Raw genomic sequence first — 14,772 nt, forward strand, 5'->3', positions numbered from 1 at the left:
CGGAGAGATAAGTTTCAGCTGTATTGTTTCAATTTTCAGCTTGTTCCAGATTGTTAAAGAGCAATATTTCACAACCCACTGTGTCTACGACCGCAGTACGTTTTGAAATAGTTTTTTTATATGGTGGAGCTAAGCGGGATCGAACCGCTGACCTCCTGCGTGCAAGGCAGGCGCTCTCCCAGCTGAGCTATAGCCCCATATAAAAAGCAAAATACCTTATCGGCATAACTCATTCTCAGACAAGACGCAGTCACGCGACGTTTATGGGTATAACCGCGTGTGTCTGTAACGCAGTATGAGGATGAGTTGGTGGGTCTGAGTGGACTTGAACCACCGACCTCACCCTTATCAGGGGTGCGCTCTAACCACCTGAGCTACAGACCCAACAAGGTACTAAAGCCCGACTAATCTCTCAGCCCGGCCTTATTTGCTCGTTACTTTCTATCAGACAATCTGTGTGGACACTGCGCAATGCGTATCGTTTAGGTAAGGAGGTGATCCAACCGCAGGTTCCCCTACGGTTACCTTGTTACGACTTCACCCCAGTCATGAATCACAAAGTGGTAAGCGCCCTCCCGAAGGTTAAGCTACCTACTTCTTTTGCAACCCACTCCCATGGTGTGACGGGCGGTGTGTACAAGGCCCGGGAACGTATTCACCGTAGCATTCTGATCTACGATTACTAGCGATTCCGACTTCATGGAGTCGAGTTGCAGACTCCAATCCGGACTACGACAGACTTTATGTGGTCCGCTTGCTCTCGCGAGTTCGCTTCACTTTGTATCTGCCATTGTAGCATGTGTGTAGCCCTACTCGTAAGGGCCATGATGACTTGACGTCATCCCCACCTTCCTCCGGTTTGTCACCGGCAGTCTCCCTTGAGTTCCCACCATTACGTGCTGGCAACAAAGGATAAGGGTTGCGCTCGTTGCGGGACTTAACCCAACATTTCACAACACGAGCTGACGACAGCCATGCAGCACCTGTCTCACAGTTCCCGAAGGCACCTAAGCATCTCTGCTAAGTTCTGTGGATGTCAAGAGTAGGTAAGGTTCTTCGCGTTGCATCGAATTAAACCACATGCTCCACCGCTTGTGCGGGCCCCCGTCAATTCATTTGAGTTTTAACCTTGCGGCCGTACTCCCCAGGCGGTCGACTTAACGCGTTAGCTCCGGAAGCCACGCCTCAAGGGCACAACCTCCAAGTCGACATCGTTTACAGCGTGGACTACCAGGGTATCTAATCCTGTTTGCTCCCCACGCTTTCGCACCTGAGCGTCAGTCTTTGTCCAGGGGGCCGCCTTCGCCACCGGTATTCCTCCAGATCTCTACGCATTTCACCGCTACACCTGGAATTCTACCCCCCTCTACAAGACTCTAGCTTGCCAGTTTCAAATGCAGTTCCCACGTTAAGCGCGGGGATTTCACATCTGACTTAACAAACCGCCTGCGTGCGCTTTACGCCCAGTAATTCCGATTAACGCTTGCACCCTCCGTATTACCGCGGCTGCTGGCACGGAGTTAGCCGGTGCTTCTTCTGCGAGTAACGTCAATCAACCGTGCTATTAACACGACTGCCTTCCTCCTCGCTGAAAGTGCTTTACAACCCGAAGGCCTTCTTCACACACGCGGCATGGCTGCATCAGGCTTGCGCCCATTGTGCAATATTCCCCACTGCTGCCTCCCGTAGGAGTCTGGACCGTGTCTCAGTTCCAGTGTGGCTGGTCATCCTCTCAGACCAGCTAGGGATCGTCGCCTAGGTGAGCCATTACCCCACCTACTAGCTAATCCCATCTGGGCACATCCGATGGCGTGAGGCCCGAAGGTCCCCCACTTTGGTCCGAAGACGTTATGCGGTATTAGCTACCGTTTCCAGTAGTTATCCCCCTCCATCAGGCAGTTTCCCAGACATTACTCACCCGTCCGCCGCTCGCCGGCAAAGTAGTAAACTACTTCCCGCTGCCGCTCGACTTGCATGTGTTAGGCCTGCCGCCAGCGTTCAATCTGAGCCATGATCAAACTCTTCAATTTAAGATTTGTTTGATTTGCTATGAGTTAACATAGCGATGCTCAAAGATTACTTTCTGCAAATATGCATTCGAACCGAAGTTCAAATGTGTACTGCTTTGGTCACTCTTCAAGACTTTGATATTTCTTCTGCCTGCCGAAACAGGCGTCGATATCGTCTTGCGAGTGCCCACACAGATTGTCTGATAAATTGTTAAAGAGCAGTGAGTTAGCAACCTTCCGGTCGGTAACTCGAGGTGCGCATATTACGCTTTCCTCATTCAGAGTCAACATTTTATTTCGTTGAATTTCTCTGTTCTCTTTGCCGGTCACTTAACTACTTGATTCGTTGTGTGCCGTCTCGATGGATGCGCATTATAGGGAGTTCTCAGCGGGCCGCAACCGCTAATTTCAATAAAAATGACTGTTTGCTGTATTCCACAGCAAAACCCCACTTTATACCCTGTTGTGCACAAACTTATCCACAGATTGAAACTGAACTCAAAATTGACGAGCGCCGCGCAATCGTTTTCGCTACAATTCCCCGCGTAGAAAAAGAGTGACCTTGTTGGCAAAATAGCGCTGGCTTGAAGTGATTTTTTATAAAATGGGCAAATGCAGCGCGCGATAAAGCGCATTTAGGTGGTGTGAAGGGCTTATTGCCACATAAAAGTCACCATTAGCTAGTATCGCCCTCTGCTGGGACGTTATCTGAATCTGTTTTTCTCTTTATATCTCTATATAGATAGAAGAGATTCACGTAACGCTCTATTGATTGATGTGAAGAACAACTGCGACTCCAAAGCCAAGGGATAAAACCATGCAACAACGCCGCCCAATCCGCCGTGCTCTACTCAGTGTGTCTGACAAAGCCGGTATCGTCGAATTCGCCACCGCACTTTCTCAGCGTGGTATCGAGTTACTTTCCACCGGCGGGACTGCCCGCCTGCTGGCTGATGCAGGTCTACCTGTCACCGAAGTGTCTGACTACACCGGCTTCCCAGAAATGATGGACGGACGCGTTAAGACTTTGCATCCCAAAGTACATGGCGGCATTTTAGGCCGTCGCGGCCAGGATGATGGAATCATGGCTCAACATGATATTCAGCCAATTGATATTGTAGCCGTGAATTTATATCCCTTTGCCCAAACCGTGGCCCGCCCGGATTGTTCATTGGAAGACGCCGTTGAGAATATCGACATCGGTGGCCCAACTATGGTGCGTTCTGCGGCCAAGAATCATAAAGATGTCGCTATTGTGGTTAAGAGCAGCGACTACCCAGCAATTATTGCCGAGCTGGACGTGAATGACGGTTCATTGACGTACCCAACCCGTTTCAACCTGGCGATCAAAGCTTTCGAACACACCGCCGCTTACGACAGCATGATTGCCAACTACTTCGGTGCGCTGGTTCCAGCTTATCATGGTGATACCGAACAGCCATCAGGCCGCTTCCCTCGCACCCTGAATCTTAACTATATAAAGAAACAGGATATGCGTTACGGTGAGAACAGCCACCAGCAAGCGGCCTTCTATATAGAAGAAGATGTGAAAGAAGCATCTGTAGCTACCGCGCAGCAATTACAAGGCAAGGCGCTCTCCTATAATAATATCGCCGATACCGATGCTGCACTTGAATGTGTGAAAGAGTTCGGTGAACCTGCCTGTGTGATCGTCAAACATGCCAACCCATGCGGCGTGGCGATTGCTGATACTCTGCTGGCCGCCTATGACAAAGCCTATAAAACTGACCCAACGTCAGCTTTCGGCGGCATTATCGCCTTTAACCGTGAGTTGGATGCCGCAACAGCCAGCGCCATTATCAGCCGTCAATTTGTTGAAGTGATTATTGCCCCCTACGTCAGTGCTGAAGCCTTAGCGCTATTAGCTGCCAAACAGAATGTGCGTGTTCTGACTTGTGGTCAGTGGCAACAACGTTCTGTCGGCCTGGATTTCAAACGTGTTAATGGTGGTTTGTTAGTACAAGACCGTGATTTGGGTATGGTGACTGAGGCGGATCTGCGTGTGGTGTCCAAACGCCAGCCGACCGAGCAAGAGCTGCGTGATGCGCTGTTCTGCTGGAAAGTGGCTAAGTTTGTTAAATCTAATGCCATTGTTTATGCGCGCGACAATATGACTATCGGCATAGGTGCGGGCCAGATGAGCCGCGTGTACTCAGCCAAGATAGCCGGAATCAAAGCGGCAGATGAAGGTTTAGAAGTAGCCGGTTCTGCCATGGCTTCTGATGCCTTCTTCCCATTCCGCGACGGTATTGATGCGGCAGCAGCCGTCGGGATCACTTGTGTTATCCAACCGGGTGGTTCAATCCGTGACGATGAAGTTATTGCTGCGGCTGATGAGCATGGTATCGCCATGATCTTTACCGATATGCGTCATTTCCGCCATTAATTAACCCGCTTAACGGAGTCACCTGATGAATATTTTGATTATTGGCAATGGCGGGCGCGAACATGCGCTGGGCTGGAAAGCAGCACAGTCACCTTTAGCCGATAAAATTTATGTCGCACCGGGCAATGCCGGTACTGCGCTGGAACCCACGCTAGAAAATATCGATATCGCTGCCACCGATATTGCCGGTTTACTGGCATTTGCGCAAAGCCACGATATTGGCCTGACTATCGTCGGCCCAGAAGCACCACTCGTCATCGGTGTGGTTGACGCCTTCCGCGCGGCGGGTCTGACTATCTTTGGCCCAACACAAGCCGCTGCTCAATTGGAAGGTTCTAAAGCTTTCACCAAAGATTTCCTGGCGCGCCATAATATTCCAACCGCGTTTTACCAGAATTTCACCGAGGTCGAACCCGCTTTAGCTTATGTGCGCAAAATTGGTGCGCCAATCGTGATTAAGGCTGATGGACTGGCGGCCGGTAAAGGCGTGATTGTGGCAATGACGCTGGAAGAGGCAGAAACCGCAGTTCATGACATGCTGGCTGGCAATGCGTTTGGTGATGCCGGCCATCGTATCGTGGTGGAAGAGTTCCTCGATGGCGAAGAAGCCAGCTTTATTGTGATGGTTGATGGTGAAAACGTGTTACCGATGGCCACCAGCCAGGATCATAAGCGCGTTGGCGATGGTGATACCGGCCCGAATACCGGCGGCATGGGCGCTTATTCTCCGGCACCTGTCGTCACGGATGAAGTCCATCAGCGCGTGATGAGTCAGGTTATCTGGCCCACCGTGCGCGGTATGGCCGCAGAAGGCAATGTTTACACCGGTTTCCTCTATGCAGGTTTGATGATCTCCGCCGATGGGCAACCCAAGGTTATTGAATTCAACTGCCGCTTTGGCGACCCTGAAACCCAGCCAATTATGCTACGTATGCGTTCAGACTTGGTTGAGCTTTGCTTAGCCGGTGCACAAGGTAAATTGGATGAGAAAACCTCTGACTGGGATGAACGCCCATCTCTGGGGGTAGTTCTGGCCGCAGGTGGTTATCCCGCGGATTACCGTCAGGGTGATGTCATTCATGGGTTGCCACAGCAAGAAGTGGCTGATGGCAAAGTGTTCCATGCAGGAACCAAGCTAGACAGTAATAATAATGTGGTGACCCGCGGTGGGCGCGTATTGTGTGTGACGGCACTCGGGGCAACGGTTGCACAGGCACAGCAACATGCCTATAAGTTAGCGGAAAACATTCAGTGGGAAGGGGTGTTTTGCCGTAAAGACATTGGCTATCGGGCGATTGCTCGTGAAAAATAATTACTCGCGGTAAAGTAAGTCTTCAATTCTTTCAAGGGGCTACGGTTTATCGTGCCCCTAATTTCACAGACTACCGGCTTTAGGTTCCCAGCGGCAGAAGTCTTGATTCGCCACCAGCAGTAATTGTTGGCCTTCTGGTGAGTCCAACCACGCCACACCTAGCGGCTGCGCACTATTTGCTCCCCGCTTGTTCACCCACGCCTGCGAATCGTTATCCAGGCTTAGGCGTAACGTTTTCCCAGCACAGGTTGTCACAATACCATCCTGCCACTGCCCTTGGATTAATGTGATATTCCCAGCACGGAGTGCATTGCTCAGTTCGAGAATACGTTTAGCTTCTAGCTGATAAACCGCAATATTATCCGCAGAGAGTTGCTCACGCCGTGTTGCCAGTTGGCGTTGCATAAAACTAACCTGCCCTTGCTTATCAAAACGTAACGCAACACTTTGCGCATCGTGGCCCAAATCATTGCGCCGAATTTCCCGCAAAAAACCATTCTGGTATTCATAGAAGGTGACGCGGGTATTATCCCCAGAGTAGGGGCTGTAGACGCTCATCAGCACCAGTGGCTGCTGTTGTGCATTATCCTGACGCCATAACCGAACCACACCGTTATCGGCGATATATCCGCTGGCACTGAATTGAGGGGAGCCGGATTGACTGCTACAGGCACTGAGACCAAAGGCTAAACCCAAGGTCATCAGCACCCGCTGCATAAACAAAAGGGGCTTTGCCACCCCCCTGTTTATTATTTTCACTGACACACTATTAAGATTTAACAGCGTCTTTCAATGCCTTACCAGAAACAAACGCTGGCACATTAGCTGCAGCAATTTTGATTTCTTTACCGGTTTGTGGATTGCGGCCAGTGCGCTCATTACGATGGTTTACTTTGAAGGTACCAAAACCAACCAATTGTACTGCATCACCCTCTTTCAGAGATTCGGTAATTGCACCCAGTGTCGATTCCAAAGCCGCTTTAGCTTGTGCTTTAGAAAGGTCCGCTTTGTCCGCGATTACGTCAATCAGTTGAGTCTTATTCATAAGTTATCCTTACAGTGTATTTATCGTTTGCAAAGCATCAAGTGCGACGGATATGCCGATTGACAGCACTCTCCTGCATACACGCACCGATAGCCACTTTTTTTCGCCCCCCAAATGTAGAACAGACAGGGGGCAGATGTGAAGCCTTAAGACGTGACAAATCAGGCGTTAAATCACGTTTTCTTGCCTTATTGCGTTAAATTTATGCCAATATTGCTAACTGCCGCTTCTCGTAGGTCAGATCGTAACCCTTTGATCAGATCCAAATCGCGCTCTTCGCAGTCTGCTAACAGGCGAAAAATCTCCCATTGGATATCCCATTCTTCTTCAATCGCAGGCAAGATTTTCAGTTCTTCATCGGTCATTTCTTTACCGGCCAGCGTCATTTCCAACATCGCAACAGTGCGGATCGACGTTTCGCTGATCGCGATAGCATGTTCCAGTGTTTCACCACTCAAACGTGAATGAATAGCCTCGCTCAATGCAATACACGCATCGATAGCAGGATAAACACCGTAGATAGCATAGTCATCAGCGGAAGGAATTGCCTCTTCCAATTTCTCTAATTGACTATCAAAGTTCACTTTTGCGTCTTTTACGACCAAAGTTTCCCAAATCAGATCCAGAATGCGCCGGTAAACAGCCGGATCGCCAAATTCAGTTTCCAGACAAAATTGCTGATAGTTGGGATACATCCGCTCGCACAAACACGCCATGAAAGTCAGGTGTTGCCAACCTTCCAGCTTTTCGAGGCGTAGATGAATCGGATTACGTATCATTATGAGTTCTCATTATTCATTATCTGCGCGGCAGTGTACCCGAAATTAAATCATATCCCTATGCTTGCCAAGCAAATCAGGACTTTTCCGCACCCAGCGCTGAAATTGCGGGCGGTTTGAGGCGATAGCATCCGCCCAACGAGTTGGCTCCGGCAAACGGTAACCCGCTATACAATGTTGAACCCACTCTAATGCGCTGCCCATACTCACCCGATGGCCGGGTGAAATAAATAGCGGATTACAACGGTTTTTGCTACGCCATACCCAACCTAGCTGCTCATCGGCATCAATCAAAGGCTGTAATGCACCGTTCTCACTGCCCAATGGCTGAAAATGCCCACACAGGCGGCTTTTGGCAACACCAATAGTCGGAACATCCACCAACAGGCCAAAATGACTGGCAACCCCGAAACGGCGGGGATGCGCAATACCCTGCCCATCAACAAAAACCAATTGGGGCCGTTGCTGTAACTGCTCCCAAGCGGCTAATAATGCGGGATATTCGCGAAAAGAGAGTAAACCGGGGATATACGGGAGTGAAGTTGCCACGCGGGCAACCTGATATTCCACCAATTCCAGCGACGGATAACGTAAAACGGCAACCGCAGCACGGGTCACCTCCCCCTGCTGCTCAAAACCGACATCGGCCCCCGCGATAAAGCGCACGGACTCACTTGCGATATCATCTTGAAGACTAATTTCAGATGCGCGTTGACGCTGTTCTGCCCGTAACGCTTTGGTGTCTACCATCTGCCACCCTGTCTATAGATTGATTACTTTTGGTGATAAGGCTTTGATAACGCATGTACCGCCTTAACAAAAGCACCGGCATGTTCTGGCGGAACATCCTGATGGATGCCGTGGCCCAGGTTAAACACATGCCCTTCCCCCTGACCAAAGCTGGCCAGAATCGTGCCAACTTCCTGTTCAATACGTGCCGGTGGTGCATAAAGAACAGAAGGGTCCATGTTGCCTTGCAGAGCAACTTTATCCCCCACACGGCGGCGCGCGTCGCCGATATCCGTGCTCCAATCCAACCCCAATGCATCACAACCGGTCGCTGCCATCGCTTCCAGCCATTGCCCACCGCCTTTAGTGAATAAGGTAACCGGCACCCGACGCCCGTCATTTTCACGGATCAGGCCATTGACGATTTTATGCATATAATTCAAGGAGAATTCAAGATAGTCGCGCCCGGTCAGCACACCGCCCCAAGTGTCAAAAACCATCACGGATTGGGCACCGGCCTTGATTTGAGCATTGAGATACAAGATGACGCTATCGGCCAGTTTATCCAGCAACAAATGCAACGTCTGCGGCTCGGCGTACATCATTTTTTTCAATTTAGTGAAAGCCTTGCTGCTACCGCCTTCGACCATATAAGTCGCCAGCGTCCAGGGGCTACCGGAGAAACCAATTAATGGCACTGCACCGGCCAACTCACGACGAATGGTTCTCACCGCATTCATCACATAACCCAATTCCTGTTCTGGATCGGGAATGGGCAGTTTTTCAACATCGGCACGACAGGTAATCGGCGACTGGAAGCGCGGGCCTTCGCCGGTTTCAAAGTACAGTCCCAGCCCCATCGCATCAGGAATAGTCAGAATGTCTGAAAACAAAATCGCGGCATCCAGCGGGTAACGACGCAATGGTTGCATCGTCACTTCACAGGCTAACTCTGCGTTTTTGCACAGTGACATAAAGTCCCCGGCAACCGCACGGGTAGCTTTATATTCAGGCAAATAGCGGCCCGCCTGACGCATCATCCAAACCGGTGTAACATCAACCGGTTGACGCAATAAGGCACGCAGATAGCGATCGTTTTTCAACTCAGTCATGGTGAGGCTCCCTTAGTTATCTGCACGCATTGTAGCATGACAAATAATACTTTCCTGTTGTGGCTAAAGGTGGTTTTTTAGCTACTCTCCCGTGTCGAACTGCTCTTCACGACATAACACCACGGTATCTTCAATCAGCCGGCGTGCCACGGTGCCTGGCGGGGGCAGTAATGGCAATTGGTCATAGCGATACCAACCGGCATTTAACAGCTCTTTAGGATCGTGTTGCAGCTCACCGCAGTCATACTCCGCCATAAACGCCATCATCAGTGAATGCGGGAATGGCCAGGGTTGTGACGTCACATAGCGCAAGTTCTTAATGTGGATATTGCTCTCTTCCAGCACTTCGCGGGACACTGCCTGTTCCAACGTCTCCCCCACCTCGACAAATCCGGCTAACACCGTGTTAATACCACCACGATGACGAACATGTTGCGCCAATAAAATCTCATCACCGCGGCGAATGGCAACAATCACGCACGGGGCGATTTGTGGGTAATAGCGTTCACGACAGTGATTGCACAAACAGGCCCATTCGGTACGGCTGGCATGCATTTGATGCCCACAATAGCCACAATAGCGGTGAGAGCGGTAAAACTCGGCTAATTGCACGCCGCGCCCCGCCAGTTGGAACAAACCGCGATCGACATCCAGTAATTGCCGTACAGAACCCATATCCGCAGACATCATCTGGCGAATAAGCCAAACCGCCTGCCCTTGCCATTCACCAATTTGCCTTGCGGTCGCACCCTGTAATGACCAATTGGCCGCGTTACCTTGTGGTAACTCCCCTTTAGGTAACCATAATTTGTTTTCATGGCTGACAATCCACCAGCCACTTTCTTTACCTGTAAGTTGTAGTTCCATATCGTTGTTGCACAACCTCGACTTCACTGGCAATCTAGAATCCGGCTTGTTACATTTTTGTAACCCATTATTACTTTACGGAGTCGATCTCATGCTAAACCGACTGGAAAGCCTGACTCAACGCGTTGGCGGCAGTAATGAATTAATTGATCAATGGCTTCATGCGCGTAAAGAACTTTTAGTTTCGTATTGCACAGTGATCGGTATTAAGCCGCAAAAAGAAAAGCATACCCCGCTTAATGAAAAAGCGTTGGAGAACTTTTGCCATAATTTAGTGGACTATCTCTCTTCGGGTCACTTCCATATCTATGACAGAATTATCAAACAGGTAGAAGGCGCGTTCAGCCCGAAAATGGCGCTGACCACCAAAGTATATCCTGCGTTAAAAAATAACACTCAAACTATCATGGCATTCCATGATCGTTATACAAACATTGAGATCGATGACGATAGCTGTAGCGAGTTTCAACAGGCTTTATCCGATATAGGCGAGGCATTGGATGCCCGTTTTCGCTTGGAAGATCAATTAGTTCAATGGGCGGCTGAGTCATGGCAAGCCGCTCAGTCAGAAGGCAAAAAGGGGCCAGTAGAATAGCCCAGTGATCAATGCGGGCTTGTAGTTTTAATGCAACCTCGTATAGTAAGGACTCTTGTCGGAGTGCCTAGCACCTGTTTTCTTAAGAAAGCAAACGCAGGCTGAGACCGTTAATTCGGGATCCGCGGAACCTGATCGGGTTAATACCCGCGAAGGGAACAAGAGTAATTTATCGCTACAGGCCCGGCATTCCCTTGACAGGTGTCTGCCGGTCACTGGCCAACATCGTTACTCCCGCCAAGCTCCAGACAAGCAATTTTCCCTATAAACCGCACCGGTAGGAATTGCTATGTCTAATAATACAACTGCTAAAAATTCATCATACTCACGTAAACCCATTCCACGTAAGCAACAACGTGAAAATGCTCAAGAATTTATTGATACCTTGCAAGGTGTCACTTTCCCCAATTCACAACGTATTTATCTGCAAGGCTCACGGCCTGATATTCAAGTGCCGATGCGTGAGATCCAACTCAGCCCGACGTTGATCGGCGGCGGCAAAGACTCACCTCGCTATGAAGATAACGAAGCCATCCCGGTATATGACACCTCCGGCCCTTATGGCGACCCGAGCGCCAAACTGGATGTTCATGTCGGTTTGCCCAAATTACGCAATAGCTGGATAGCCGATCGTCAGGATACCGCGGCACTCAACTGCGTTAGCTCTGGTTTTACCCAACAACGTTTGGCTGACGAAGGTTTGGATCATTTGCGTTTTGAGCATCTGCCACGCCCGAAAAAAGCCATTGCAGGTAAATGTGTCACCCAATTGCATTACGCCCGTCAAGGTGTCATCACCCCAGAAATGGAGTTTATCGCGCTGCGAGAAAATATGGGGCGTGAACGTATTCGCGGTGAAGTCTTACGCCAGCAACATCCGGGGCAGGCTTTTGGCGCTAACTTACCCGAAAATATCACCGCAGAATTTGTCCGACAGGAAGTCGCCGCAGGGCGGGCCATCATTCCAGCAAATATTAACCACCCCGAATCTGAACCAATGATTATTGGTCGCAACTTTTTAGTGAAAGTAAACGCCAACATCGGTAACTCTGCCGTGACCTCCTCCATTGAGGAAGAAGTGGAAAAACTGGTGTGGTCTACCCGCTGGGGTGCCGACACCGTGATGGATTTGTCCACTGGACGCTATATCCATGAAACCCGTGAATGGATACTGCGTAATAGCCCAGTCCCTATTGGCACTGTCCCTATCTATCAGGCGCTGGAAAAAGTGAATGGGGTGGCAGAAAACCTCACTTGGGAAATGTTCCGTGACACCTTGCTAGAGCAGGCCGAGCAAGGTGTCGATTACTTCACCATTCATGCTGGCGTGCTGCTGCGCTACGTGCCGATGACCGCTAAACGACTGACCGGTATTGTCTCTCGTGGCGGGTCGATTATGGCGAAATGGTGCCTTTCTCATCATCAGGAAAACTTCCTGTACCAACATTTCCGCGAGATTTGCCAGATTTGTGCTGCTTATGATGTTTCATTATCACTGGGTGATGGCCTGCGCCCCGGTTCTATTCAGGATGCCAATGATGAAGCCCAATTTGCCGAATTGCATACCTTGGGTGAATTGACCAAAATTGCCTGGGAATATGATGTGCAGGTGATGATTGAAGGCCCAGGGCATGTGCCAATGCAGATGATTCGCCGCAATATGACCGAAGAGTTGGAACATTGCCACGAAGCGCCATTTTATACCTTAGGCCCGTTGACCACCGATATTGCCCCCGGCTATGACCATTTCACCTCCGGCATCGGTGCCGCGATGATTGGCTGGTTCGGTTGCGCGATGCTGTGTTATGTCACACCGAAAGAACATCTTGGGCTTCCTAATAAAGAAGATGTGAAACAAGGGCTTATAACTTATAAAATCGCCGCTCATGCCGCTGATTTAGCCAAAGGCCATCCCGGTGCGCAGATCCGTGACAACGCCATGTCAAAAGCCCGCTTTGAATTCCGCTGGGAAGATCAGTTCAATTTGGCTCTCGACCCAGAAACCGCGCGGGCCTATCACGATGAAACCCTGCCACAAGAATCTGGCAAAGTCGCTCACTTTTGCTCTATGTGCGGGCCGAAGTTCTGTTCGATGAAGATTTCGCAAGAAGTGAGAGATTATGCAGCCAGGCAAGAACAGGCCGCCGCTCAGCCCATTGAAGTGCTGCAATCGGGTATGGAGCAGATGTCAGCCGAGTTCCGCTCCCGTGGCAGTGAGTTGTATCACAGCCCGGCAAATCTAAAAGCGGAGGCCGATAATGAAACCATCTGATACACCGCTCTTCTCGGCTCAGCAGGGTTTTCCGACGACTGAACCGCGCCTTGGCTTATATCCGGTCGTCGATTCCGTGCTGTGGATAGAGCGCCTGCTGGCGGCAGGAGTAACCACTATCCAGTTACGCATCAAGGCGTTAGATGACACACAAGTAGAGCAGGATATTGCCGCAGCAATTGCATTGGGCAAATGCTATCAGGCGCGCTTATTTATCAATGATTACTGGCGGCTGGCGATTAAGCATGGCGCTTACGGTGTACATCTGGGGCAAGAAGATTTGCAGACCACTGATTTGGCCGCCATACAACAAGCCGGATTGCGGCTCGGGGTATCTACCCACGATGAGCACGAACTGTCGATAGCTAAAGCTGTGCGGCCTTCTTATATCGCCATAGGCCATATCTTCCCGACCCAAACCAAGCAAATGCCGTCATCCCCTCAGGGGCTGGCGGTGCTCAAGCAGATGGTGGAAAACACACCGGACTACCCCACCGTTGCCATCGGTGGCATCAGCATTGAGCGCGTTCCCGCGGTATTAGCAACCGGCGTGGGCAGTGTGGCTGTCGTTAGCGCCATTACTCAAGCTGAGAATTGGCAGCAAGCCACGGCACAATTGCTACGTCTGATTGAGGGCAAGGAGCTGAGCGATGATAAACAAGCATGAGCTGAGTGACAGTGAATTCTTGCGCTACAGCCGCCAGTTGTTGCTGGAAGATATTGGCCCGGAGGGCCAACTGAAGCTGAAAAGTGCTCGTGTGTTGATCATCGGTCTGGGTGGCCTTGGCTCCCCTGCCGCACTCTATTTGGCGGCCGCTGGTATCGGTAAATTGTTACTGGCTGACGATGACCAATTGGATCTGAGCAACTTACAGCGCCAAATCCTGTACCGTACCACCGATATCAACCAGACCTCTGCCAGCAACCAAACTAAAGTGCGGTTAGCCCAGCGTCATTTGCAAAATCTTAATCCGCTGATTGAGATTGTCGCCTTCGATACCAGGCTGGCTGATGCGGCATTGGCTGATGCGGTGGCGAACGCTGATTTGGTGCTCGATTGCAGTGACAACATGGAAACCCGCCATCAGGTGAACGCCGCCTGTATCACCGCACAAAAACCCTTAATCAGCGGCAGTGCTGTGGGGTTTAGCGGACAATTACTGGTGATTGAACCGCCTTTTTCCCACGGTTGCTACGCCTGCCTTTATCCCGATAAAGAATTGCCGCAGCGCAACTGCCGTACATCTGGTGTTTTGGGGCCGGTGGTCGGCGTTATCGGCACCTTACAAGCGCTGGAAGCCATCAAAATGTTGGCCGGTCTTCTGTCTGCATTGAGCGGGAAGCTGCGCTTATTCGATGGCAAGCAGCAAAGCTGGAGCACCTTGCAACTGACGCGGGCGCAGCATTGCCTTGTCTGTGGAGGCTCACAGTGAAGAGTGACCATATAAACATTGTGCTTAATGATCAGCCGCTTGAGGTGAAATGCACCATAACCGCTGAAAAGTTGCTCCAACAACTGAACCACCACCAGCCGGGCACGGCACTGGCGGTTAATCAGGTCATCATCCCGCGCACTGACTGGGACAAATGTCAGTTGCACCAAGGTGACAAAATTTTGCTATTCCAAGCCATTGCCGGAGGCTGA

At 50.5% G+C, this 14,772-nt stretch carries 13 protein-coding genes, 2 tRNA genes, 1 rRNA gene and 1 riboswitch; of the genes, 7 read left to right on the forward strand and 9 right to left on the reverse strand.

All coding sequences use genetic code 11. From position 1 onward, the window contains the following. Positions 1-121: 121 nt before the first annotated feature. From AT01_RS10610 to AT01_RS10620, 3 genes are all read right to left on the reverse strand, one after another. Positions 122-197 (reverse strand) — tRNA-Ala (locus tag AT01_RS10610). Between the two features lie 110 nt (positions 198-307). Then, a tRNA-Ile gene (locus AT01_RS10615) sits at positions 308-384 on the reverse strand. Positions 385-487: 103 nt separating this feature from the next. Next, positions 488-2,030: ribosomal RNA gene (locus AT01_RS10620) — 16S ribosomal RNA — on the reverse strand. A gap of 796 nt (positions 2,031-2,826) precedes the next feature. On the opposite strand from AT01_RS10620, the gene purH reads away from it, so the two are divergent. Both purH and purD read left to right on the forward strand, forming a co-directional pair. Further along, complete coding sequence (gene purH, locus AT01_RS10625) at positions 2,827-4,416, forward strand: bifunctional phosphoribosylaminoimidazolecarboxamide formyltransferase/IMP cyclohydrolase (protein WP_042547132.1); 1,590 nt, start codon at positions 2,827-2,829, stop codon at positions 4,414-4,416. A gap of 25 nt (positions 4,417-4,441) precedes the next feature. After that, positions 4,442-5,728 carry a phosphoribosylamine--glycine ligase gene (purD, locus tag AT01_RS10630; RefSeq protein WP_042547133.1) on the forward strand — a complete coding sequence of 429 codons (1,287 nt, stop codon included), beginning with the start codon at positions 4,442-4,444 and terminating at the stop codon, positions 5,726-5,728. A gap of 63 nt (positions 5,729-5,791) precedes the next feature. On the opposite strand, the gene AT01_RS10635 is transcribed toward purD, so the two are convergent. From AT01_RS10635 to nudC, 6 genes are all read right to left on the reverse strand, one after another. Next, entirely contained in the window at positions 5,792-6,445 is a 654-nt protein-coding gene (locus AT01_RS10635; protein ID WP_004704719.1) for a DUF1481 domain-containing protein, read from the reverse strand. A 52-nt stretch (positions 6,446-6,497) separates the two neighbouring features. Beyond that, the gene (gene hupA, locus AT01_RS10640) at positions 6,498-6,773 is read right to left on the reverse strand and encodes a nucleoid-associated protein HU-alpha (protein WP_004704718.1); all 276 of its coding nucleotides are present in this window, start codon (positions 6,771-6,773) and stop codon (positions 6,498-6,500) included. A 188-nt stretch (positions 6,774-6,961) separates the two neighbouring features. Then, complete coding sequence (locus AT01_RS10645) at positions 6,962-7,552, reverse strand: YjaG family protein (protein WP_004704716.1); 591 nt, start codon at positions 7,550-7,552, stop codon at positions 6,962-6,964. A 45-nt stretch (positions 7,553-7,597) separates the two neighbouring features. Then, entirely contained in the window at positions 7,598-8,302 is a 705-nt protein-coding gene (nfi, locus tag AT01_RS10650; RefSeq protein ID WP_042547134.1) for a deoxyribonuclease V, read from the reverse strand. A 23-nt stretch (positions 8,303-8,325) separates the two neighbouring features. Next, a complete protein-coding gene (gene hemE / locus AT01_RS10655) occupies positions 8,326-9,393 on the reverse strand; it encodes a uroporphyrinogen decarboxylase (RefSeq protein ID WP_042547135.1) in 1,068 nt (355 codons plus the stop codon). An 81-nt stretch (positions 9,394-9,474) separates the two neighbouring features. Continuing rightward, positions 9,475-10,260, reverse strand: a complete 786-nt coding sequence (gene nudC / locus AT01_RS10660) for an NAD(+) diphosphatase (RefSeq protein WP_042547136.1) — start codon at positions 10,258-10,260, stop codon at positions 9,475-9,477. 91 nt (positions 10,261-10,351) lie between these two features. Between nudC and AT01_RS10665 the strand changes: the two genes are divergently transcribed. From AT01_RS10665 to thiS, 5 genes are all read left to right on the forward strand, one after another. Beyond that, positions 10,352-10,855 (forward strand): Rsd/AlgQ family anti-sigma factor, encoded by a 504-nt coding sequence (locus tag AT01_RS10665; protein ID WP_042547137.1) that lies wholly within the window; start codon positions 10,352-10,354, stop codon positions 10,853-10,855. Between the two features lie 49 nt (positions 10,856-10,904). Next, a riboswitch (TPP riboswitch) is annotated at positions 10,905-11,030 on the forward strand. A gap of 114 nt (positions 11,031-11,144) precedes the next feature. Further along, entirely contained in the window at positions 11,145-13,127 is a 1,983-nt protein-coding gene (gene thiC, locus AT01_RS10670; protein ID WP_042547138.1) for a phosphomethylpyrimidine synthase ThiC, read from the forward strand. Beyond that, complete coding sequence (thiE, locus tag AT01_RS10675) at positions 13,114-13,794, forward strand: thiamine phosphate synthase (protein WP_042547139.1); 681 nt, start codon at positions 13,114-13,116, stop codon at positions 13,792-13,794. Before thiC ends, thiE begins: the two co-directional genes overlap by 14 nt. After that, complete coding sequence (locus tag AT01_RS10680; protein WP_042547140.1) at positions 13,778-14,560, forward strand: HesA/MoeB/ThiF family protein; 783 nt, start codon at positions 13,778-13,780, stop codon at positions 14,558-14,560. Before thiE ends, AT01_RS10680 begins: the two co-directional genes overlap by 17 nt. Continuing rightward, the gene (thiS, locus tag AT01_RS10685; RefSeq protein WP_042547141.1) at positions 14,557-14,772 is read left to right on the forward strand and encodes a sulfur carrier protein ThiS; all 216 of its coding nucleotides are present in this window, start codon (positions 14,557-14,559) and stop codon (positions 14,770-14,772) included. The genes AT01_RS10680 and thiS overlap by 4 nt, the downstream gene beginning before the upstream one ends.

It is taken from the genome of Yersinia aldovae 670-83, assembly GCF_000834395.1.
GTDB lineage: Bacteria > Pseudomonadota > Gammaproteobacteria > Enterobacterales > Enterobacteriaceae > Yersinia > Yersinia aldovae.

Bases quoted from the DNA above. Each gene is read 5' to 3' on its own strand.
- purH (WP_042547132.1), top strand. From the start codon at position 2,827: ATGCAACAACGCCGCCCAATCCGCCGTGCTCTACTCAGTGTGTCTGAC.
- purD (WP_042547133.1), top strand. From the start codon at position 4,442: ATGAATATTTTGATTATTGGCAATGGCGGGCGCGAACATGCGCTGGGC.
- AT01_RS10635 (WP_004704719.1), bottom strand. From the start codon at position 6,445: ATGCAGCGGGTGCTGATGACCTTGGGTTTAGCCTTTGGTCTCAGTGCC.
- hupA (WP_004704718.1), bottom strand. From the start codon at position 6,773: ATGAATAAGACTCAACTGATTGACGTAATCGCGGACAAAGCGGACCTT.
- AT01_RS10645 (WP_004704716.1), bottom strand. From the start codon at position 7,552: ATGATACGTAATCCGATTCATCTACGCCTCGAAAAGCTGGAAGGTTGG.
- nfi (WP_042547134.1), bottom strand. From the start codon at position 8,302: ATGGTAGACACCAAAGCGTTACGGGCAGAACAGCGTCAACGCGCATCT.
- hemE (WP_042547135.1), bottom strand. From the start codon at position 9,393: ATGACTGAGTTGAAAAACGATCGCTATCTGCGTGCCTTATTGCGTCAA.
- nudC (WP_042547136.1), bottom strand. From the start codon at position 10,260: ATGGAACTACAACTTACAGGTAAAGAAAGTGGCTGGTGGATTGTCAGC.
- AT01_RS10665 (WP_042547137.1), top strand. From the start codon at position 10,352: ATGCTAAACCGACTGGAAAGCCTGACTCAACGCGTTGGCGGCAGTAAT.
- thiC (WP_042547138.1), top strand. From the start codon at position 11,145: ATGTCTAATAATACAACTGCTAAAAATTCATCATACTCACGTAAACCC.
- thiE (WP_042547139.1), top strand. From the start codon at position 13,114: ATGAAACCATCTGATACACCGCTCTTCTCGGCTCAGCAGGGTTTTCCG.
- AT01_RS10680 (WP_042547140.1), top strand. From the start codon at position 13,778: ATGATAAACAAGCATGAGCTGAGTGACAGTGAATTCTTGCGCTACAGC.